Raw genomic sequence first — 23,185 nt, 5'->3', positions numbered from 1 at the left:
AGAGGATAGGCTTATTTAAGTGTATCCAATATTTAACAACCTACCATTCAATAAGCAATGAAAAAGCTTGAAGCGCTTGACTTTTGGTAGAAAATAGCACCGAAAATCAGAGCAATCATGGTGATTAAAATAATATCTTGAAGGTGAAATTGTTTTTTCATTGTCATTATCCTTTCATGCTTTAAGCTGTGAACACCACGTAACGATAAAATCAGCCATCACTTTAGTGTAATCAAGCAATTGCGATAGTTGCACCATTTCATTGTCGCTGTGAGCTTGTGCCATTTGTCCTGGCCCATACGTCACCGCGGGAATATGATAAAAATCAAACCAGCCACCATCCGAAACTGACGTTGACATATTAATATCAGGCGCTGCTCCCAGCTGTTGCTCATGACTTTGCTTCAGTAACTGTACCGCTGGCTGCGTGGCGTCAATCGCTAATGGCGGAAAAACTTCCCCTTTATCTACCAGCATTGAATCGCCACCCCAGCTAAAGGTCGGTAATGTTTCTTTTAACCAAGGATCGGCTTTAGCAGCAGCAATCACAGCAGCCTCGATTTCTTGAGTGACCTGGTCAATCGTTTCGTCGGGGTAAAAATGAACCGTGATCCATAATTTACACTCGTTGGCGACAAACGCAGGGTGAACGCCGCCTTCAATATAGGCTGGATTAATGGTGTTGGTTCCTGCAGGGAAACCTTCGTAGGTCTTAGTGACCGCCCAATAATGCTCCAGCTTCTGAAGGGCTTCAATGACTACCGGCATTTTCTCAACCATACTGGCAGCCTTCAAACCGCCACCGGCTCGTAGCATGTTCACCCGGTTGCCGTCATGATACGTATGCGGGCTTTTAAGTGTGATCCAGCCAGTTACCACACCACCTTGTCCTTGAAATGCCATATTACTGGTGTCGCCAACCACTGCGAAGTCAGCTTTCTCGCCCTGTTCCAGCAAGTTTTTCGTACCCGCTTCACCGGCTTCTTCACCAACCACTGACTGGAATCGTAAATCACCCGGTAAATGAACGTCCAACTGTTTTAACAACTGAAAGAGGTATAGAAAACAAGCGACCGCGCCCTTCATATCACTAACACCACGACCATATAATTCATCACCATGCTGTACAAGTTGGAACGGATCTGTCTGCCAGTGGTCAAGATCCGTCAGTGCAGCCACATCCACATGCCCGTTTAATAGGAGACTGTGATGGTCACTGGATGCGTCACCGCTTAGCTGTCCCGAAACCAGTGAATCTTGATCATAGAATGACTGTTGCTTAACAGTAAAACCGGCCTCTATGAGTTGCTGTTTCACGTAATTTTGAATTTCCAACGTATTTCTAGCCGGTGGTGATACCGTTTGAAAGGCAACTAACTGACTTAAAATATCGAGTAAACTTGACTGTTGCTCATCAATTGCCTGTCGTAATTGTTGCTGTAATACCGTCATTGCTTCATATCCCTTCATGGTTCGACTCAGCCATGAACCTGGGTGAAACCAACTAAAAAACTCCCGAAGCTAGACTCCGGGAGTTTTACACACGTTCAATCAGCTTTCCTACGTGAGTGCTAACTCTCAGGTTCAAAGGGTCTGGCGTTTGCCATCTCAGCTCTATTAGAGCACCCCTAGCTTGTAAACTTATCATGTCATAATTAGTTGATTAATGCAAGTACTTATCTTGGTTCAAATTAAAAAAGGAACCGCTCAAAAGCAGTTTCTTAATTTCAACGGTGTTATCGCTCCAGCCAACGCGCAATACTTGGCCAGCTATTCTTAGTGATAATCATCCGTGGCGCTAATTTAAGATCGTTTTCGTTGGTCACAATCCCATTATTTAACGTGTAAATCACCTGTAATCTCGGTTGATGAACCAGGAAGTTTTGAACCAACGGTGTTCCGCTACCATACGGATAAGTGAAGATGGGCGTCGTTTGGCCAGTTTTCTGCTTCATCACCTTTTGACTGGTGGCATAATCCCGGACAAATTTCGGGTAATTACGCTTTAAGTTAAACGCCGGCGTCCCTTTAACAAGATAATGCATGTTATTAGTATGAACGCCCAACGTCATTTTGGTGCCCTCAGACCGGTACAATTTCATAATCTGAGACCAAGTAGCAAGTTGTTCGCCACCGATATACTGACCGGTTGAGCCCGTAATGATTGAAGCGGTGAACGGATAGCCATAATGTTTCATGATAGGCGCTGCATTTTCGGCCAGCGTCCGGTCAATGTCGTCGAAGGTCAAGACAACGTATTTACCATGAACTGGCTGATTATTTTTCAGCATACTGATCATTTGTGCGGTAGAAATCACTTTAATATGGTGCTGATGCAAAAACTGCATTTGTTTTTTAAATTCGGATACGTTCACGTTATAAACGTGGAGTTGATTATTTGGCGTTAAAGATTCCACACTTTTAACCATCGTGTCATTATCGTTCAGAATCCGATGATAGCAAAAAACCATAATGCCATTTTTGATTTTGGTATCACTGCTTGCCAGCGCATAGTTTTCCCGGGTTCCCAGTTCAAACTTGGTACTCTTACGAACGTTGACGGCAACCAGGCCAATGAAAACAACAATAATCAATCCTAATATCCATTTACGCGTTGTCTTTGTCATTTGCTGCCGCCTTTCGTTTAAGATTCCGAATGTGGATCACACCGTACACAACGCTCAGACCGCCAATAATCAAAATGAGATTGCCTAATAGTTTATAGAGGTGAAATGACAAATTGAACAGCGAATAATTCACAACTAAGCCATCTGAATACACCCCAAAAATAAAGCAGAGATTAATAGCTAAGACATAAATGGCGAAGACCCACAAAACAATGAGCAAAATCATCCGCCGAAGCCGTGACCAAATGGAAGTCTTTTTACGAATCACCAATTTATCTTTATCCATGTTAGACCCCCCGATCTGGACTGGCCCAGGTTCCTTTTCGTTTTGGATCAAGGAAGAAGGAACCAAGCGCGGTAATACAGCTGATCAAGTTAACGACCCAGTAGAAGACAAAATACATCGGCAGTAACAGTAAATCTTGCCAGTCAATGTAGCCTTGACGCTGGGAACTTGTAAAACCAATGATGAACTGGACGATACTGATCAGCGTCAGCACAAATAAGATACCGCCGTCTAAAATTAAAGCGTGAGAGAAAATCATGGTCAACAAATACAACACGATCATGAAAAAGCAGCTCAACGCCCATAGATTACTGATCACCATATCGATCAATAACCACTGCTCAGCGAGTTTACCCGTAAAGATCAACTGTCGGTTGCGAATTAAAACTTCCAAGCCGCCACGGGCCCAGCGCCGTCGTTGCCGGATCAAGGCGTTCATATGCTCTGGAACCAGAATCCATGATACAGCTTGGGGACAATAAGCCACCCGCCAATTGTGCGAGTAAAGTTTCCACGTCATGTCGATATCTTCGGTTAACGCTTCAACGGTCCAGCGGTGAACTTCTTTAATGGCTTTCTTACGATAAACCACGATCACACCCGAAACTGTGGTGATATGACCGGTAATAAAAGACTGTCCTCGCTTGATAATATCGATGATTCCAATATATTCCAGCAACTGCAGGCGGCCCAATAACGTTGTTCGGTTACGAACCACTGGACGTCCGGCAACCGCACCGACGTTTGAGTCGTTATAGAATTCCAGCATCATGTGCTTTAATGCATCCTGGTCAATGTAAGAATCGGAATCCAAACAAAGTAGGTATTCACCCGTGGCACTATCTAAGCCAACATTCAACGCATGGGCCTTACCACCGTTTTTAATAATTGGCACCACTTTAATTGGAAACTGAGACTGATACTGTTTCTGTAACTCATACATCACGTTTAACGTTTGATCAACACTGCCATCATCGATCAAAATCAGTTCAATTTTTTGATATGTTAATCGTGCCACCGATTCAACAACTTCATGTAACGTTTCTTCCTCATTATGTGCTGGGATTAACACCGACACCAGTTGTTCCGGCTCCCCTTTTCCAGGCTTTTTCAAAGGAATTTGACGCTGCTGAACACTAAAAAAGATTGCACCCATGATCCAAACAAGTGATACGATCATTGGGTACAAGACTACAAATCCACTAAGTATATTCATTTAAAAGCTCCCTTGACGATCTTTTCGTCGATTTCTGACAAATCGCTGATTATTTCGTCATATCTGCATAACATGTCCCATTATGTTTGCTCAAACAACAACTTTCACATTGTACTTACGCAAAACAACTCCGTCAAGGTAGGTATCATTAGAACATGTTGGACAAAAATTAAGAACTTAATTGTATCAGCCATGTAAGCGCAACCACCAACGTGATTTCAATAGATTAAGAATTACTTAACTTGACAGTTAACCCATTTTGCGGATGTCTTTTGACACTAGCCGCTAAGGTTATTCTTAGTTAGTATCTGGCAGTAAAACGAACTTTTTAGGCTTGATTATCCCAAAATCATGCATGGAAAAGCAATTACTTGCACAAAATGGCTTTGTTCTGCCTCAAGATTTACTCCACATCAACTTGAACCGTTTGCAAGAAAATGTGAAAAGTACGCATAAAATGACTTTACAAAACAACTCATAATAGTGTATGATTATTCCTGTTGTGATGCCCCGGTGGCGGAACTGGCAGACGCGCAGCGTTCAGGTCGCTGTTTGGGTAACCAAGTACAGGTTCGAATCCTGCTCGGGGCATAATATAACTAGTGAAAACGTCTAGAAATAGGCGTTTTTATTTTGCATATTTGCATAAATGAATAGCAAAAGTAGCCGTTTGATTTTAAATCTAGTTTTCAAAACTACATTTTGGGGCTTTTAATCACCCCTGACATTTTCGCTACATTTCTACTGTTTTGTGCCTATTAACACCTACATATAGGTGTTTCTAACCAATAATGGTAAAATTAAATAACCAAATATAACCTGTCGAGGTGCATTATGTTCAAGAAAATCAAAGACAAGCTCTATATGCTTCCATTTTTCATGCCACTCATCATATTCCACGTGTACGAATCCTGCTGCTTCTTCATTCCAATAACACATCGTATACTCCGATCAACACTAATAACGGCTGGCATATTCGCACTCCTCTGGCATTATCGAGATTATATCGATTTCTAGTGAAAACTATGAATCAAAACTAAGCAGACATCTCTGCTTTTTCTTCCAGATATTTGGCATCACACCATTATCGTATTTTACTCTCAGTGTAACCGACTCAGTAGGGGTAGTCCGACATCAACTTGGACTACTCCTTTTTGTAGTCTCTCGCCATGATGTAAATTAATTCAATTCTAATGTTTCAAACTTGAATACGACAAATCAATTATTCGAACTCACATGGCCAGACCGATTTTTACTTATACTTTGTGAATGCATTTTCATGTATATTAAAACTAAAGATGAACCAATACTTTTAACGTAAAAGTGCTACAAACGTTGCATTGTAAACGTTCGTGGAACCTTGCCTAATCCAAAAAAATCTAAACTTTTTTTCTGATGAATTAAAAATATTTCAATTCTCACTTAACCTTGTCATATCAGCACAAATTGCGTTTTATTCGCTTAATTAAAATTTAATTAGGATATTGTATATTTAATCATCATCTTGTAATTAAATTAGAAAGTTTTATAATTTAATTTTAATAACTCAAGGAGATGATCATTTGCTACAGACACTTCTATTTGCCTTACTCCCCATCATCGTCACCATGGCTTTAGGCTACTTCGCAGCTGCTCGTCACTATTTTAATGACAAAGACAGCAGTATGCTGGTTCGTCTGGTCATGAACTTTATGTTGCCACTTAGCGTTTTTTCTGGCATTTGGAGTACCCCACGAAAAATTATCATTAAAGATATTCCGTTAGCCTCTTGGCTGTTAGTCAGCATTGTTTGCTGTTACCTGATTTTTTTAGTCATCAACCGATACTTACTGCACACTGATCTACATATTGCATCACTTAGAGCGATGTCAGTGGCAGACCCTTCTGTTCCGTTTATTGGATCGGCCATTTTACCCTTGATTTTCGGTAACTCTTTAAGCGCCATCACCATTGGTGTATGTACCTTAATTATTAACATTATCCTGCTACCAGTGGTCTTCGGTGCCCTCAGTCAAGGAGAATCACTAGGATCTCGGGTTGTCAGCACTTTGCGTAAACCACTAGTAGCTGCCGCTTTACTCGGCTTTATTTTAGCGTTATTGGGCTGGCAAATGCCCGAAGAACTCGCTGGTTCATTTGAACTGCTAGGTAAAGGTGCCGGTGGTTTGGCTATCTTCGCAACTGGGATTATTCTGTTTACCCGTAAGATCTTGGTTAACCGCACCATCGTTGCCACCGTTTTTTCGAAGAACATTCTATTTCCAATCGTTATCTGGGGCTTGATGCTGTTAGTCAACGCACCTTCAGAATTGCAGCGAATCGTCGTACTGACGTTAGCTATCCCAACAGCTACCATGCCAACCAGTCTTGCCATTCAATTTAAAGTTAACGAAGCTGAGCTGGCTTCAACCCAATTCTGGAGTACCGTTTGTTCATTCGTTACCCTAGCAGTATTCTTAGTCGCACTTAGTTAGTCAAAAGGAGGATCAGTTGCATGTCAGAAACATCTATTACAGTAAAAAATGGTCAGTTAGTCACACCTGATCATCCCACTATTCCGTTCATCAAAGGTGACGGCATTGGTCCTGAAATTTGGCAAGCGGCACAGGAGGTTTTCGATGCTGCTGTTCATAGCGCCTATGCTGGCAATCGTCAGATCAACTGGCTGCCACTTCTAGCCGGTGAAACTGCCTATAAGAAAACGGGGCAGTGGCTTCCAGACGAAACACTGAGCGCCTTAGACCACTACTTAGTGGGTATTAAGGGTCCTTTAACAACCCCCATTGGTCAAGGTCACCGCTCAATCAACGTAACCCTACGTCAAAAATTGGATTTGTACGCTTGTTTTCGTCCTGTGACGTATTATCCGGGAACACCTTCGCCAGTTTTACATCCAGAACGCGTCAACATCGATGTTTTTCGGGAAAATACCGAAGATATTTACGCCGGCATTGAAGCTGATGTTGACACTGCAGAAGCTACCGACCTGAAGGCACTTTTAGGCCATTATGATCAATTGGCCAAGGTGCGTTTCCCGGATACGGCAGCCTTTGGCATCAAGCCGGTTTCTCAGGAAGGCTCTACGCGTCTAATTTGCGCGGCCATTGAATACGCCCTCAACCATGACCGTCACACACTGACCCTCGTCCATAAAGGTAATATTATGAAAAAAACTGAAGGCAGTTTCAAAAAATGGGGTTATGATTTCGCTGAGACTAAGTACGGTCAGCAGGTCTTCACCATGGCAGAATATGACCGGTTAAGAGATGCCCAAGGAAAAGCAGCGGCAGATTCTGCCTTAGAAAAGGCTAAAGCAGAGCAGAAATTGATTATCAATGATGTGATTACCGATAACTTCTTCCAGCAGACCTTACTGCATCCGGAGAATTTTGAAGTTGTAGCAACTATGAATTTAAACGGCGATTACATTTCTGATGCCCTAGCCGCTCAAGTTGGCGGTATCGGTATCGCACCCGGTGGCAATTTGAACTACCAAACTGGGCATGCATTGTTCGAAGCTACCCACGGAACCGCTCCGCAATTCGCGGGTCAAAATAAAATGAACCCTACTTCGCTCATCTTGTCCGGTGCAATGATGTTTGACTATCTTGGCTGGTCTGAAGTGGCAACGTTGATTCGAAATGCCATTAAAGCAGCCATTGCCAGTCAGCACGTGACTGCGGACTTTGCCACGGATAATCAAGCGACCGTGTTGAGTACCAGTGCGTTTGGTGCTTACGTCGCTAATTTAATCACCTCAAAGATTACTGATGTTGATGAATAATCAGCATCTTTTTTTGAAACAAAAAGCTAATCGCTATCCCATTGAACTGGAATCACCATTAGCTGCTTAAAATGTCATTTTTATTTTTCTTGATCTGTTTTTTCAGCACTAGCCTTTTTCTTTGGCAATGAAATAACCGTACCATAGCCATGCACCACTAAAAACTTAGGCGCAACACTCATCCGCACAACTTCCGTGTTAAAAGAAACATCCACGATGCCATCTCCTTGTTTCTTCTGAGCTTGTTCAAATAATTTTTGCTTGGCCTGATCAAACAGACCATCAAACTTGGAAAATTCATCTGGCTTTTCCGAACTGAGCATGGTGGAAACCGTCACTGCAACAACGCCTTTAATAATATGGGCTTGATTAAACCCACCAGTCGACATAAACATCTTACCGCCCCCTCACTGCCTCATTATACCGAAGATAGCAGACATTGGCATCATTTCAGGTAAAAACGAATTCAAATGCTTGACTATATCCAGCTCATGTTATAATTTTTAACATAACTTAACCTAGTTGGAGGTCAATTATGAGTTCGAATCGTTCTTTACTTAGTTGGATCCTAGCCAGTCAGTTTGCGGCGATTCTAGTCGTCTGTTCGAAACTGACGATTCCCCTTGGTCCCATTCCGTTAACTGGTCAAACTCTGGCAGTAGGTATTATTGCTTCATTGCTGGCTAGTCGAACAGGACAAAAAGCCATCTTTTTATATTTATTACTTGGTTTGATCGGATTGCCAGTCTTTGCTGGTAGCACAACTAGTTTAGCTGCACTGTTTGGCCCAACTGCCGGGTATTTATGGGGCTTCTTCGCTTATGTTAGCCTCACCGCTTGGTGGTTACAAAGTCGTCAAAAAACTGTCACAACATTGTTCATCGCCAATCTATTTGGATCTATCGTACAGCTGATCATGGGCAGTCTCTGGCTCACTATCAGTAATCAGTTAAGTTTGACCAACGCGTTTTTGACCGGCTTCCTGCCATTTTTAATTCCAGCCGTCATCAAAATCATCATGGTGGTCGCCATCGTTCAACTGATTCAGCAACGCGTTAACTTACCTTTAGGAAATGACGTCAATTAATACCATAAATATGATAATAATCATCTCGACTTTATAGACAAATTAGGTCCAACACGATAAAATGGCAACAACGAAGCAATTTAGTTGCACACGATTAATCCATCCGTGCAGCAATCGGAAAGAAGGTTCATTCATGTCAAATACCACGCCGCGTCGATTAGACGATCAACTTTGTTTCGCCTTCTATAGCGCCAGCAAAAAATTCAATCATTTTTATCAGGATGCTTTAAAACCATTTCATTTAACTTATCCGCAATACATTACCTTGTTAGCACTTTGGGAAACCTCTCCGATGACTGTACGAGAACTTGGCAGTCATTTAAATCTCGACAGCGGGACGCTAACTCCCCTGCTGAAACGATTAGAAAAACAGGGTTGGATTTCTCGCAAACGCAGTGAACAAGACGAACGGCAAGTCAACGTGTCCGTTACTGATTATGCGCTGGATAAGCGCGATGAAGTCTATGCACGGGTCAACGACTGCATCGATTTAATGTCGTTTGACGGTGTCGATTATCAGCAACTGATCACTCAAATCCATCAGGTGATGGGCGAATTAGATGATATCAGTACTAAAGATTTAATTCACGAAGCATAAAATCAGATTAATTTAAATAGGCGTTATCCCAATCAAACACTGGGGTAACGCCTATTTATATCCAACTCAAAAAACTAATGAATCATCGCCGCCATACCAATCATCGCAATCAAGTTATTCAGCATGTGTAAGCCAATCGAGGCACCTAAGTTATTGGTTCGCCGATACGTATATGCCAAGAAGCATCCCAGCGTCATGTAAATCAGATAACTCACAATGGTGGTACTTGCGTGGGCCAATGAGAAAAACACACCGCTCACTATGATTGGCAGCCAAAAACTGTCTGAGCTAAAGAACCCATTCATTAAATAACCTCGAAACAGTAATTCTTCAGCGAAGGGAGACAGAAAAATACCCGAAAACATCAGTAAATAAAAGATCCAGTGATCACTGGAAAGTAACACTTTAATGGTGGCATTATTCGCAGTCTGAGACTGATGAAAGACGCTTTGATTGACTAGATTCAAGACCATCTCAATGGCGATTGCACCCACAAACGCAATCAAAATCAGTCGAAGATCTGACAACGTGGGCCAATGCCAAAACGACCGGTCAGACACGCGTTTCAGACTGAAAATTAAACCAATAATGATGACAATGAAGGCACCAATATAGAGTATCGCTAAAACACTCCGTAATAAAATTTGCGATTGCGCTGCGTTTCGAATCCAAATCAACACCACTGGCACCGCTTCAATCGCGACAAAGAACGTCGCAAATAGTAACAGCCGTGTGAATATCGATGGCTTTGCCGGATCGTTTGGAAGTTTAAGTTGTTGCATGTAGCCACCCCTGTTTGTATGTACGGAAGTCAGCAAAATTAACGTTGTTGGCTTTCCTCATGATTTTGTTCCGTTTGTTTTGACTCTTTTTTCTGTGCAGCATTTGGTAAATAAATCAACAATAAATACAGCCCCGTCACGATGAGCATGGAAACCAGCCAAGCGGCGGTCCAAGTAACAATTGTCAGTATGCCGGTTGGTACCCAGTTACGCGTCAAGTACACGGTGGTCCCTATGATCAGTGCTGGAAATAACACGATTAAAAAATAAGCCAAGCCCTTCAAGCGATAACCTCTTTTTCTAAATTAATGATAATCCTTTGGCATATAACGTTCCAGGATAGCTGTCATGCCATACGTCTTAAAACTGCCAATTTCAACGTAATTAATATCCGCATACGCTAATTTGACCTGCCAACGTGCCTTTAAATCCGAGGGGTCCACATCGTTCAAGCGCAACTTCTTGTGTTTAACCGATGCAATGAACCCCGTATAAGTTTTTTCGGTACGACCCGGATGGATACCTAAACTAACAACCTGGTCTGCTTTAAACGCCCACTTTAACGTGGCTTTTAAAATGGAGCGGTGACTAAAATCCAGTTCACCTAATAATTTATCCACGTGCCAAATATCAACGTAATGCCGCTCACGTGCTAACGCCATCACTGCGACCAACGACTTGAGATAATCGGATTGTGCCACCAATTTTGAAATGGTATTGATCCTAACAACCACGGCACCATCCGTTGCCCCGTTTTGATTAACCCGCTTCAATAACACAAACTTGTTATCCACTGCAACGATATTTCCCGCTAAAAAATGATGCTCATCACCATAACGGAAAATTGCCACCAAACGGCCCTTCTTTTGGGCAGCTGCCAACTGTTCTTGAATTGTTTCCATATCTTTTGATCCTCCGTGTAAGACATCGATCAGGTCCGTATTCACCAGTTGCCATTTCTTCTGTGATTTAAAGGTAGCAAGATTAAGTGAATAGTTCAAGTATATTGTTACCAATCTGCATTTTTATTGCAACTCTAGCTTAAATTTAGATATGATGGCATTAATCAATCAATATGAGGTGAAAATATGCTAAAAGATTTTAAAGCGTTTATTGCTCGTGGCAACGTGGTCGATTTGGCTGTCGGCGTTATTATTGGTGCCGCGTTCACGTCAATCGTGACTTCACTGACGAAGAACTTGATTAATCCACTGATTGGTCTGTTCATCGGTAAAATCGATCTCTCCGGTCTGGTTTTCAGTGTCGGTAATGCTCACTTTCGTTACGGCCAGTTTATCGATTCCATCATCAACTTCTTGATCATCGCGTTTGTGGTCTTTCTGCTAGTAAAAGTTATTAGCCGGTTGATGCCTAAAACCAGTGAAAAGGAAGCTAAACCGTCAGCTTCAGAAGCATATTTGAAAGAAATCCGTGATCTGTTAAAAGATAAGCCACTTTGAACGGCCATCTACCCAAGCGGTTCACACTTATAAGCGCTATTCCGCAGTATTTACGGGATAACGCTTATTTAATACAATAGCTGTTTTTAGCCTCATATCACACTAAAATAACAATTTCTATTTTAAGCTTACCGCCGAAAAATTTTGCCTTATAATGGGCGTAAATTATCAACTATTGGGGGCAACTTAAATGGACGCAAACGATGCTTTTCAAATTCACTTGCAAAAATTACCGCCGCAAGATGAAAAAACGTTTGAAACAATTTATACGTTGGGTAACGGACACTTTGGTATTCGTGCTTCTAATCCACTGCAGGGAAACAGCAGTCACTTTAACGGTCAACCAGGCATGTTTGTGAATGGCTTTTACGATTTGACTGAACTGTCGTATGGCGAAAATTATTCGGGTTATGCCCAAAATTCGCAAACGATTTGTCAACTGCCCGATCCGCGATTCATTATTTTTGAAGTTGACGGTATTCGTTCTGATGAAACACCCTACGACGTTAAATTAGTGGACAAAAACCTGGATATGCGTACTGGGGTGTTAATGGAAATCTTTGACGTAAAAAGCCCAACTAATAAGCAGTTTCGTCTGACCCTGCAATCTTTCGCCTCTCACGCGGACAAACACTTATTTGTGATTAAATATAGCGTGTCGGCACTTAACTTCACCGGTGCGTTAACGGTCATCAAACAGCACCCCTACATTGATCAACAAATTAAGTTCCACACCGATGACATGCGCGCTTCTCAACCCGAAACCATGCTGGACCGAACCTTTATCCGTAGCAAGCTGCCTATCATGCTCATCAGTACCCGAAAAAGTCAATTAGCGCTGATTATTGCCCAACAGGCGTTAAATGATAATCCCATGCAAGTCAATATCATTGACGACCTGCCAAGCTTCAGCAAAACTTTCGATTTAACTCAAGGAATGTCACAAAGTTTTAGTTTCGTCTACGCCATCAGTTTCCCTCATCCGCTTTTGAAAACCACTTTAACCCAGTCCTCCTTTGCAGCTGCATCAGAGAAACGACTGGCAGATAAATCATTTAAGCAATTATTGGATGAATCTGCAGCTAAAATCGACCAATTTTGGGAGAACAGCGATGTCGAACTGTCAGGGGATGCTACCTTAGCAAAGGGAATCCGATTTAATCTCTTTCATCTGTACCAAGCCGCAGGGAGTGACGGTCTGACCAGCATTCCCGCTAAGGGCCTAACGGGGCCCGGTTATGAAGGCCATTATTTCTGGGACGCGGAAATGTTTATGCTGCCCTACTTTATCTATACCGAACCCGCCATCGCAAGGCAACTGCTGCTCTACCGTTACCATACTCTGCCACAGGCACAGCACCGGGCACGGGAGATGGCGGTAGACAACGGCGTGATGTTTCCCTGGCGGACGATCAACGGTGAAGAAGCCAGCAGTTACTATCCAGCTGGCACCGCTCAAGTTCACATTAATGCCGATATTGCTTACGCTGTCGATACTTACGTTCGGGTCACCGGTGACGACGATTTTCTGACTGACTACGGGTATGAAATTATCGTCAAAACCGCTCGTTTTTGGTTAGCATATGGGCACTGGGCAACCGATGACGCTCATCAAGGTAAATTTGTGATTGATGACGTTACTGGCCCAGACGAATACACCGCCATGGTCAGCAACAACTACTTTACTAACCGGATGGCACAAAATAATTTGAGTATCGCAGTTAAGTATTCTAATCAGCTTAAACACAGTCACCCGGAAAAATTAGTCACCTTAAACGTGACGGATAAGGAAATCGACCAGTTTAATCGGGCAGCCGATGGTATGTATTTACCGTATGATCACGAGTTAAAAATTAAAAAGCAAGATGATCTGTCCACCAGCAAACCCGTTTGGCCCATCAAAGAGACCCCACGAGATCAGTTTCCACTCCTGCTGCACTATCACCCCATGACCATTTATCACTACCAAGTGAATAAGCAGGCGGATACCGTGATGACCGATTTTCTGTTTCCAAAGGACCAGGATGCCGCTCAGCTTAAACGGGACTTCGACTATTACGAAACCATCACCGTTCACGACTCTTCGCTATCACGGGCCATTTTTGGGATTTTAGCACACCGGCTGCACCATGCTGACGATGCCTATCACTACTTCATGCAAACCGTCATGATGGATTTGACGAACTCTCAGGGCAACACTGGCGACGGCATTCACGCAGCGAATATGGGCAGTACTTGGCTCAGTTTAATTTATGGTTTTGCGGGACTGGGCTTAGAAAAAGAAAGCTTTAACCTATCTCCAGAACTGCCAGAAGCCTGGGACAGTTTACGCTTTCGGATTTGGTTTCACGGCCGGCAAATCGAAATCACCATTACCCAATCTGCTGTCACCGTCAAATTATTATCAGGTGAACCCTTACAATTTTACTTGAAACATAAAACCTTTCAGCTAACAAAGGGACGCCTTGTTAATCAATTTTTAAAGTAAGACCACGTCGTCAATCCGCGACTCATAACAGTTAGTCCTCCTTTTTACATTAATTTACTATTGGTTAATGATAATCGTAATGGTTACAAAAGCTTTAAGAATACGGCATTCACTATTTTTCACGAGCCGGTTATTTGCGATATTTGTAGCAACACTTTATCATTGACTTATGAGGCATTAAGAATCACTCATAGGAAAGAGGACTGATTATGAGAACAATTGCACTACGAGTCAAACGAGACTCGATAGAATTGCTGTATTCTGAAAATGATAATCAAGAACCCTTCAGAAAGTTCATTATCACTTACAATACTGAGCAGACAATTGGCGATAACCTGGAAAAGATCAAGGTCGCATTGGCTGGTTTAAAAATCGATGCTGCGATTCTTTTAAACTCTTTAGAGTATGAATTTTCCGACACCATCGTCGGTATTAATCACAACCGTATCGACATTGGCTTAGCCATCACCAACATGATGAACATCCCGGTAGTTTCACAAAGCGATGTAGCCAAAAATGGCCTCGCTAAAGCCGTTAAACACAAGGAACGCTATAACGAATGGCACTTGGACTACTTCGGTGAGTATGAAAAGAAGCGTAACTACGGTCAAGAAGCCATGCTGACTATCGGCAATGGCTACTTTGGGTTGCGTGGCGCCTACGTGGAAGCCCACGCTGACGCCGACAACTATCCTGGTACGTACGTTGCTGGAGTCTATAATCAATTGACCACCAAAATCGGTGACCGAGATGTGACCAATGAAGATCTGGTCAACATGCCAAATGGGCAATTTCTAACCTTTGGTGTGGATGGTCAGCCACCGTTTACGATTAACCAAAAAGACATTCAAGATATCTACCGCAGTTTGGACCTTAAACGTGGCGTTCTCAGGACCGCTATGCACGTTCAGTTATCTACTGGCCATGATTTATCAATTGTGACTACCAAAGTGGCTAACATGCAAAATTGGCACGATTATGCCATCCAGTACGCCATCACACCGTTAAACTTTAGCGGGACGTTACAGATTTATTCCGAGATCGATGGTACCGTCACTAACGGTAACGTGGACCGGTACCAAGACTTTGACCAGCACCACCTACAAATTACTGGCATGAGCTCCCGCGATAACGAGATGTACATGACTGGTGAAACTAAAAACTCCCACATTCATTTCGTTGTTGGGAGTAATTTGCGTCTGCTTAAAGCTAAAAAGCAGCCACCAATTGAAGTTAATAATCAGGAAAACCGTCTGCAACAGATTCTTTCCACGGACGTCAGTGTTGGTAAAACCTACAACTTTGAAAAAAACGTTACCATTTACACTGACCGCGAGACTGCTGCGGATTCGTTAAATGAAACGGCTAGTCAAGATATTGCAAGCGCTTCATATGACCAAACTGCTAAGCAAAGCGAAGACTACTGGAAACAGGCTTGGAACAACTTTGACATTAAAATTGACACGGATATTACCAGTCAAAAGCTGACCCGGGTCAACCTATTTCACAGTATGGTTTCGGCAGCCGCCATTGGCTCAGGTAAACTGGACGCTTCAGTTGGCGCTCGCGGTCTGCACGGTGAAGCTTATCGTGGTCACGTGTTCTGGGACGAAATGTTCGTCTTGCCGTTTTACACGTTACACTATCCAGAATTGACGAAACAACTACTCATGTATCGCTATCGACGTTTGGATGCTGCCCGCGCTTATGCCAAACAGGAAAATTACGATGGCGCCATGTATCCATGGCAATCCGGCCAGACTGGTGACGAGCAATCGCAATTTGTTCACTTAAACCCTATTACCCACCAGTGGGATCCGGACAACAGTCGCCTGCAACGACACGTTTCATTGGCAATTGCCTATAACGTGATCAACTACACGCAAGTTTCAGGCGATCACGAATTCATGGATAAATACGGTCTAGAAATGTTGCTGTCAATCGCTAAATTCTGGATCAGCGCGACAACCTATAAGGCTAAAGAGGATCGTTATAGTATCGCCCATGTCATGGGACCCGACGAATTCCACGAAAACTATCCTAACGCTGATGAACCAGGACTGACCAATAATACTTATACCAACATCATGGTGGCATGGTTATTTAACTATCTGGTTGAACTACAGCCGGAAGTCCCTAAGAGCACTTTCAAGAGTGTTCAAAAGAAGAGTGAATTCGATGATTCACTGTTCGATAAAATGACTGATATTTCACATAAGCTGAAGCTTGATATCAATAAGAATGGTATAATGGCACAGTTCGAAGGTTACTTCGATCTACCTACTCTTGATTTCGATGCTTACCGTCGCAAGTATGGTGACATTTCACGAATGGACCGCATTTTAAAGGCTGAAGACAAAACACCTGACGCTTATCAAGTTGCCAAACAAGCTGATACTTTGATGGCTTATTACGTCCTTAACATCAAGGAAGTTGACCAAATTCTGAATCAACTTGGTTACCATATGCCAAAGGAGTATCTGACTAAAAACATTCAGTACTACTTGAATCGGACAACTCATGGGTCAACGCTTTCACGGATCGTTTATTCAGTACTGACCGAAATGGACGACAACATGGATCAATCTTGGTCACTGTTTAGTCAAGCACTGTTCTCTGACTACTACGATATTCAAGGCGGAACCACCGCTGAAGGGATTCACCTTGGTGTCATGGGAGCCACTTTAATGATTGAAACTCGTAACTACGGTGGTGTAGACAGCTTGGGTCGTGAGATCAACTTGCACCCTAACCTACCGGCTGAGTGGCACTCAATTTCATTTAAACAACTCATCCGTGGGCACTGGTATGATTTCGTCATTACTCAGTCTCAGATTCACGTCACCGCAGACGCAGATTCAACCGTTCAGTTCAAGGGTAAACCCGTTGAATTGAAGGCCAATCAAGAAAAGGTAATTGATTATTAATTTCACTTAAGGAGTGTTTTTCATGGCAACTTTTAAGCAAATCAAAGGTTTCGTTTTCGATTTAGACGGTGTCATTACCGACACGTCACTCTACCACACTAAGGCATGGCGTCAGTTAGCCGAAAAGCTGGGTGTCGCTTGGAATAAAGATCTAGAGGAAGGACTTAAGGGGATTTCCCGAATGGACTCTCTCGAACTGATTTTGAAGACCGGTGGGAAGGAAAACGACTATTCACACGATGAAAAGGTTGCTTTAGCCACCGAAAAGAACACGAACTACGTCAACGAAATCAAGAAAATGACCCCAGCTAATATTTTGCCAGGTATCAAAGACTTCCTGGACGATTTACGTGATAAGGGCTACCTGATTTCGTTAGCTTCTGCTTCCAAGAACGGTCCAACCGTTTTGAAGCAGCTGCAACTCACCGATTACTTCCCTAAAGTGGTTGATCCCGCTACCTTGTCTAAGGGTAAACCAGATCCAGAAATCTACACCAAGGGTGCTGAATTACTAGACTTAGCACCAGAAGAATGTATCGGTGTTGAAGACGCTGAAGCTGGTATTCAAGCCATCAATGCAGCTCACGAAACGTCAGTAGGTATTGGTGACGCTAAGACGCTAGCTGCTGCGGACGTCCGTTTTGACGACACTGCTCAGATGACACTAGCTAATATTGAAAAAGCAATGGGTTAGTTTTTCTAATTAAACGAAAAAAAGCCACTCCGACAATGAACATCGGAATGGCTTTTTTACGTTAAGTTGTATCACACTCTAAACGTGCTGCACCAAGCAGAGACTTGCATCTAAGGGGCTTCGGCAAAATCCCCAAAACCAGGATTTTGCCGAAGCCCCTTAGACTCCAGTCTCTAAACGCTTGTTTCCACACTCTAATCTCTAGGTTTCAACCCATCCAACAGAAATTCACAAACTTCATCCGTTGTCTTATCAATATCTAACGGTGTCTCACTCATGATGACGTTGGGAATCAGATAGCCCACGATCACACCGCTAGCCATCCGAATAATCCGCATGGAGTCCCAATCGACCAACTCGCCCTTTTCCTTATACTCGTGAAACAGGGTATCAACACCGCCCTGAATCAATTTGCTTAACCGGTTCGTCAGCGTGGTCATGATGGCCGGATTCTTCACCATTTCCTGAATAAAGATCTTCATCTCTTGGCGATTATCCATCGCGTAAGTCATCCGGTCTTTAACCACGTATCTGATAAAAGATTCAAAGCTATCAAAGATACTTTCATGCAGTGCATCGATAAATTCGCCTGCAACTCGCGGAAAAATATCGTGCATAAACGGATTTAAAATTGCTTGGAGCAACCCATCCTTGGTCTTGAAATGTTTAAACACAGTACCTTCAGAAACACCGGCCAAATGAGCAATATCCAAGGTACTGGTATTCTCATAGCCCTTTTGCGCAAACAGCGTCAAACTCGCTTGCAAAACCTTTTGCTGCTTCTCAGATAGGTCTGTCGTTTTGATATTATCCGCGAACAGCGTTTCCACATCAGTATGTTTCATGGCAATTTCTCCAATTTATTCTGTCATTTTTACCTGCCATTGACTGTGCTGCCAACTCGAGCCAATTGTGCTTCAGCAGGATGCTGATTTTCAGACACTTTTGTTTTTTCAGCTGCTAAATTCTTATTAGCGGTTGCTAACATTAACCGAATCCGGTTCAGCTGGTTAACAACGGATGTCCCAGGATCATAATCGATTGGTGCAATGTTGGCACCCTTGAACTGACGTCTGAGTTCCTTGACCATTCCTTTACCTACAATATGGTTAGGCAGGCAGCCGAATGGTTGCATACAGATGATGTTTGGCACACCGCTCTTCAGCAGTTCAATCATTTCACCCGTTAGGAACCAGCCTTCACCAGTCTGGTTACCCAGTGACAGGATCTTGCTGGCATCGTCAGCGACTTCTTTTATGGCTTCACTTGGCTCAAACCGTTTCGAAGCACTCAAAGCCTTTTGCATGGGTTGCTCACACCATTTGATGACTTGCATGGCAAACTCAGCAAACCACTTAGCCTTAGCTGACGCACCTAAATGCTGATACCTGTAAATTTGGTTGTAAAGTGAATAATTCATGAACCCAACAATGTCAGGAACAACGGCTTCGGCACCCTCTTTTTCAAGTAAGTGTACCACATCATTGTTAGCAATTGGTGAGTACTTTACCAAAATTTCACCAACTAGACCGACTTTAGGTTTACGAACTTCATTAAGCTTAACGGTATCAAAATCCTGAACGATTTCGTTGACGTTACGCTTGAATTCCTTGAAACTGCCCTTTTCAATGGATGGACGAACCAATTTTAACCAATCTTCATGCATCTTATCGATTTGACCAGGTTTGGTTTCGTATGGCCGAGTCCGGTAAACCACCTTTTCGAACAAATCACCGTATAAGAAGGCAATGGCAACTCGACGAAGCAATGGTAAGGTCATCTTAAATCCAGATGTCTCTTCAACACCCTGATTTCCTAGTGATAATGAAACAACGGGCACTTGGCCAAAGCCAGCATCCTTCAAAGCCTTACGAATCAAAGGAATGTAGTTGGTTGCCCGGCAACCACCACCAGTTTGCGTCATCATGACAGCGGTATTGTTCACGTCATACTTACCGCTTTGGAAAGCTTCTACCATTTGACCGATTGAGATGATTGCTGGGTAGCAGGCATCGTTATTCACGAATTTCTGGCCCACATCAACTGATTTTCGGTCATTCATCGGCAGGTTAACCACGTTATAGCCTGAAGCCTGTAATGCCACGTCAACCAAACCATGTTGGTGAATGGGTGACATCATTGGTAACAGCAGTGTGTAGCCCTTCTTATGCATTTCTGGCGTAAAGTCTACTGGCTTTTCGTTTTCATGCAGCTTCATCGGCATGATCTTCCGGTTTTGACGTTCCTTAACAGCTGCTTTCAGTGAACGCAGTCTGATCCGGATGGCACCCATGTTAGTTCCTTCATCGATCTTCAATGACGTGTACAGCCGGTTATACTGACTCATAATTTCTTCAACTTGGTCAGTATCAATGGCATCGATCCCGCAACCAAAGGAGTTTAATTGAACAAATTCCAATTGAGGGGTTTTAGCAGCTACTCGTGCGGCCGCGTAAAGCCGTGAATGGTATACCCACTGGTTAACCACCCGCAAACCTTTAACATCGCCAAGGTGTGCGATTGAATCTTCAGTCAGCACATGGAACCCTTCGGCAGTCATGATTTGTGAAATACCATGGTTAACTTGTGGGTCCAAGTGATATGGCCGGCCAGCAAGCACGATACCGTGTTCACCAGTTGTCATCAGCATCCGCATGGTGTCTTCACCACGGTTACGGATTTGCTGCTTGAAGTCTTCTAACGCTTTATAACCAGCATCTAAGGCATCCTTAATTTCAGATTTACTGATGTCAAATTTGCTCAAAGCATCAACCAAGTTGTTAACAGTTCCCTTTTTATCAGCTAAGTTCAGGTATGGTGAAATCAAGTCTACTTGTCCAGAAGTGATTTCATCCACGTTGTTACGGATAACGTTGGGGTATGACTGAACGATTGGGCAGTTAAAGTGATTATCTGCATCTTTGTTCTCAGCTACTTCATAAACAACGGCCGGGTAGAAAATCGTCTTATAGCCACGGTCGATCAAGGCCTGAATGTGACCATGAACTTGCTTAGCTGGGTAGCAAACCGTATCTGAAGGGATGGTTTCCATACCCTTTTCGTATTGTTTAGCATTTCCTTTTGGTGATAGTTGCGCCCGAATGCCTAAGTGACGGAAGAATGTTTGCCATAGTGGGTAGTTTTCGTACATGTTTAATACACGAGGAATCCCAATGGTCCCACGATAAGCGAGCTTCTTTCTTAATGGCCGATAACTAAACAGTAGCTTATACTTTTCAGCAACTAAGTTCACCTTGCCATTATCCTTTGGCACACGTTGCTTCATCCCACGGGCTTCACCACGTTCGCAACGGTTACCAGTAACGAAGCGACGACCATCGTTAAAGACGGTGATGGTCAACGCACAGTTGTTTTCACAGGCGCCGCAATGCATGTATTCCTTCTTAAAACTCAAATTGTCCATTTGGTCAACGGAAAGCAACGTGGTCTCGTCGCCAGCCTTGTAACCCTCTTTGGCAATCAAAGCGGCACCGTACGCACCCATTAAACCAGCAATGTTTGGTCGAACGACTTCAGTACCCGCGATTTTTTCGAAGGCCCGAAGAACCGCTTCATTATAAAAGGTTCCGCCTTGGCAAACGATATGGTGACCCATATCTTCTACCCGACGCATCTTGATCACTTTGAAGAGTGCGTTCTTGATGATTGAAACCGACAGTCCAGCCGCAATATCACCAATTGTGGCACCTTCTTTTTGTACCTGCTTAACCTTTGAGTTCATAAAGACGGTACAACGTGATCCTAAATCTGAAGGATTTTTAGCCAGTAAAGCTGCTTGAGCAAAGTCCTGGATCTTATAGTGTAACGAGGTCGCAAAGGTCTCTAGGAAGGAACCGCAACCAGAAGAACATGCTTCGTTTAATTTGATTGTGGATAACGCATCGTTCTTGATGGTCATGGCTTTCATATCTTGACCACCAATGTCTAAAATGAAATCAACATCAGGATCGAAGTAGTGTGCCGCACGATAATGGGCAACGGTTTCCACTTCACCAATATCTACCATCAAAGCGTTTTTAATCAGATGTTCACCATAACCGGTGACAGCCGTTTTACCAATGGTAACGCCTGCTGGAATTTTACTGTACATGTCCCGCAGGATCATCTTGGTTTTCTCCAGCGGATCACCATCGTTGCTATCATAATACGTGTAGAGAATCTTGTTATCATCACTCATTAAAGCAACTTTTGTCGTGGTTGAACCAGCATCAATACCAAGAAAGGCAACACCCTGATAACTTGCTAAGTCACGAGTTTCAACCTTGGCTTGCGCGTGACGTTTCCGGAATTCCTGCAATTCATTGTCATCCTTGAATAATGGGTCCAATGAATGACTTGGATGCATACCAGAATCATCACCGTTAAGTAACTGATCCAATAAATTGTTTAAAGTCGTCTCTGGTTGATCAAAGGCATACAATGCAGCACCCTTTGCCACAAATAATTGTGGATCTTCAGGGAAAACGACCTGTTCTGGTGTTAAGTTTAAGGTTTCAATGAACCGGTAACGTAATTGATCCATGAAGTATAATGGACCGCCTAAGAAAGCGACGTTGCCCCGAATTTTGTGACCAGCAGCTAAACCAGAAATGGTCTGATTAACCACGGCTTGGAAAATTGACGCTGCAATATCAGCTTTTTTAGCACCATCGTTGATCAATGGTTGCACATCAGTTTTAGCAAACACACCGCAACGACTGGCAATGGGATAGATAGTCTCCGCATCCTTTGCCATAATATTTAAACCATTAGCGTCTGTCTTAAGCAGTGTCGCCATTTGGTCAATAAAGGCCCCAGTACCACCGGCACAGCTCCCGTTCATCCGTTGTTCCAGTGAATCACCAAAGAAAGTGATCTTGGCGTCTTCACCACCAAGTTCAATGGCCACGTCAGTTTGAGGAATCAAGGTTTCAACTGTTTTGGTGCAGGCAATCACTTCTTGAATAAACTTTAATTGAAGTAAATTAGCCAGTCCAATACCGCCTGAACCCGTGATCGTGCAAGCAATTTTTACATCCGCTCCTAATTCAGAAATTGCTTCGCGGAAGATTTTTTCAGTGGCTGCTTTAACGTCAGAATAATGTCGTTCGTAACGTGAGAAAACGGTTTGGTTGTCTTGATCCATGACCACGAGCTTGACTGTGGTTGAACCAACATCAATACCGCCAAAATATTTCGTCTCTGTCATTTCACTCACCTCTACTTGTCTGATAAC

18 protein-coding genes, 1 tRNA gene and 1 riboswitch are annotated in these 23,185 nt (G+C 43.1%); of the genes, 9 read left to right on the top strand and 10 right to left on the bottom strand.

Going from position 1 to position 23,185, the window contains the following annotated elements:
* Positions 1-174: 174 nt before the first annotated feature.
* From CES82_RS11150 to CES82_RS11135, 4 genes are all read right to left on the bottom strand, one after another.
* Positions 175-1,470, bottom strand: a complete 1,296-nt coding sequence (locus CES82_RS11150; RefSeq protein ID WP_225364903.1) for an acetylornithine deacetylase — start codon at positions 1,468-1,470, stop codon at positions 175-177.
* Between the two features lie 70 nt (positions 1,471-1,540).
* Positions 1,541-1,640, bottom strand: a riboswitch (TPP riboswitch).
* 96 nt (positions 1,641-1,736) lie between these two features.
* Positions 1,737-2,627 carry a polysaccharide deacetylase family protein gene (locus CES82_RS11145; protein WP_098826299.1) on the bottom strand — a complete coding sequence of 297 codons (891 nt, stop codon included), beginning with the start codon at positions 2,625-2,627 and terminating at the stop codon, positions 1,737-1,739.
* A complete protein-coding gene (locus CES82_RS11140) occupies positions 2,608-2,913 on the bottom strand; it encodes a hypothetical protein (RefSeq protein ID WP_098826297.1) in 306 nt (101 codons plus the stop codon). Before CES82_RS11140 ends, CES82_RS11145 begins: the two co-directional genes overlap by 20 nt.
* Position 2,914: 1 nt before the next feature.
* On the bottom strand, positions 2,915-4,129 hold the full coding sequence (locus CES82_RS11135) for a glycosyltransferase (protein WP_098826296.1): 1,215 nt from the start codon (positions 4,127-4,129) through the stop codon (positions 2,915-2,917).
* Between the two features lie 507 nt (positions 4,130-4,636).
* Between CES82_RS11135 and CES82_RS11130 the strand changes: the two genes are divergently transcribed.
* From CES82_RS11130 to icd, 3 genes are all read left to right on the top strand, one after another.
* A tRNA-Leu gene (locus CES82_RS11130) sits at positions 4,637-4,720 on the top strand.
* A 971-nt stretch (positions 4,721-5,691) separates the two neighbouring features.
* A complete protein-coding gene (locus CES82_RS11125) occupies positions 5,692-6,603 on the top strand; it encodes an AEC family transporter (RefSeq protein WP_098826294.1) in 912 nt (303 codons plus the stop codon).
* Between the two features lie 20 nt (positions 6,604-6,623).
* Positions 6,624-7,913, top strand: coding sequence for an NADP-dependent isocitrate dehydrogenase (gene icd / locus CES82_RS11120; protein WP_098826292.1), 1,290 nt, complete (start codon positions 6,624-6,626; stop codon positions 7,911-7,913).
* A gap of 80 nt (positions 7,914-7,993) precedes the next feature.
* On the opposite strand, the gene CES82_RS11115 is transcribed toward icd, so the two are convergent.
* Positions 7,994-8,308: a hypothetical protein gene (locus tag CES82_RS11115; RefSeq protein WP_098826290.1), complete on the bottom strand. Its 315-nt coding sequence runs from the start codon at positions 8,306-8,308 to the stop codon at positions 7,994-7,996.
* Between the two features lie 140 nt (positions 8,309-8,448).
* Between CES82_RS11115 and CES82_RS11110 the strand changes: the two genes are divergently transcribed.
* Positions 8,449-9,000 carry a biotin transporter BioY gene (locus CES82_RS11110; RefSeq protein WP_098826289.1) on the top strand — a complete coding sequence of 184 codons (552 nt, stop codon included), beginning with the start codon at positions 8,449-8,451 and terminating at the stop codon, positions 8,998-9,000.
* 133 nt (positions 9,001-9,133) lie between these two features.
* Positions 9,134-9,598 (top strand): MarR family winged helix-turn-helix transcriptional regulator, encoded by a 465-nt coding sequence (locus CES82_RS11105; RefSeq protein ID WP_098826287.1) that lies wholly within the window; start codon positions 9,134-9,136, stop codon positions 9,596-9,598.
* A gap of 74 nt (positions 9,599-9,672) precedes the next feature.
* Here CES82_RS11105 and CES82_RS11100 read toward each other — a convergent pair whose 3' ends face one another.
* The 3 genes from CES82_RS11100 to CES82_RS11090 are packed head-to-tail and all read right to left on the bottom strand — an operon-like array spanning position 9,673 to position 11,282.
* Positions 9,673-10,380: a CPBP family intramembrane glutamic endopeptidase gene (locus CES82_RS11100; protein WP_098826285.1), complete on the bottom strand. Its 708-nt coding sequence runs from the start codon at positions 10,378-10,380 to the stop codon at positions 9,673-9,675.
* Between the two features lie 38 nt (positions 10,381-10,418).
* Positions 10,419-10,655 (bottom strand): hypothetical protein, encoded by a 237-nt coding sequence (locus CES82_RS11095; protein ID WP_143466309.1) that lies wholly within the window; start codon positions 10,653-10,655, stop codon positions 10,419-10,421.
* Positions 10,656-10,685: 30 nt separating this feature from the next.
* The gene (locus CES82_RS11090) at positions 10,686-11,282 is read right to left on the bottom strand and encodes a hypothetical protein (RefSeq protein ID WP_098826281.1); all 597 of its coding nucleotides are present in this window, start codon (positions 11,280-11,282) and stop codon (positions 10,686-10,688) included.
* Between the two features lie 186 nt (positions 11,283-11,468).
* On the opposite strand from CES82_RS11090, the gene mscL reads away from it, so the two are divergent.
* The 4 genes from mscL to pgmB all read left to right on the top strand — a co-directional run bounded on the left by mscL (position 11,469) and on the right by pgmB (position 17,949).
* Positions 11,469-11,840 carry a large-conductance mechanosensitive channel protein MscL gene (gene mscL / locus CES82_RS11085; protein ID WP_098826279.1) on the top strand — a complete coding sequence of 124 codons (372 nt, stop codon included), beginning with the start codon at positions 11,469-11,471 and terminating at the stop codon, positions 11,838-11,840.
* Between the two features lie 190 nt (positions 11,841-12,030).
* Positions 12,031-14,328, top strand: a complete 2,298-nt coding sequence (locus CES82_RS11080; RefSeq protein ID WP_098826277.1) for a glycoside hydrolase family 65 protein — start codon at positions 12,031-12,033, stop codon at positions 14,326-14,328.
* A 209-nt stretch (positions 14,329-14,537) separates the two neighbouring features.
* Positions 14,538-17,255 (top strand): glycoside hydrolase family 65 protein, encoded by a 2,718-nt coding sequence (locus CES82_RS11075; RefSeq protein WP_098826275.1) that lies wholly within the window; start codon positions 14,538-14,540, stop codon positions 17,253-17,255.
* Between the two features lie 22 nt (positions 17,256-17,277).
* Positions 17,278-17,949, top strand: a complete 672-nt coding sequence (pgmB, locus tag CES82_RS11070) for a beta-phosphoglucomutase (RefSeq protein ID WP_098826274.1) — start codon at positions 17,278-17,280, stop codon at positions 17,947-17,949.
* 194 nt (positions 17,950-18,143) lie between these two features.
* Here pgmB and CES82_RS11065 read toward each other — a convergent pair whose 3' ends face one another.
* Both CES82_RS11065 and CES82_RS11060 read right to left on the bottom strand, forming a co-directional pair.
* Positions 18,144-18,794 carry a TetR/AcrR family transcriptional regulator gene (locus CES82_RS11065; protein ID WP_098826272.1) on the bottom strand — a complete coding sequence of 217 codons (651 nt, stop codon included), beginning with the start codon at positions 18,792-18,794 and terminating at the stop codon, positions 18,144-18,146.
* Positions 18,795-18,823: 29 nt separating this feature from the next.
* Positions 18,824-23,158: a 2-hydroxyacyl-CoA dehydratase gene (locus CES82_RS11060; protein ID WP_098826270.1), complete on the bottom strand. Its 4,335-nt coding sequence runs from the start codon at positions 23,156-23,158 to the stop codon at positions 18,824-18,826.
* Between the last annotated feature and the right edge of the window lie 27 nt (positions 23,159-23,185).

The organism is Secundilactobacillus silagincola, assembly GCF_002583405.1.
Lineage (GTDB): Bacteria > Bacillota > Bacilli > Lactobacillales > Lactobacillaceae > Secundilactobacillus > Secundilactobacillus silagincola.
Note: the sequence above shows the minus strand (reverse complement) of the source record. Positions and strands in the feature narration are given on the sequence as shown.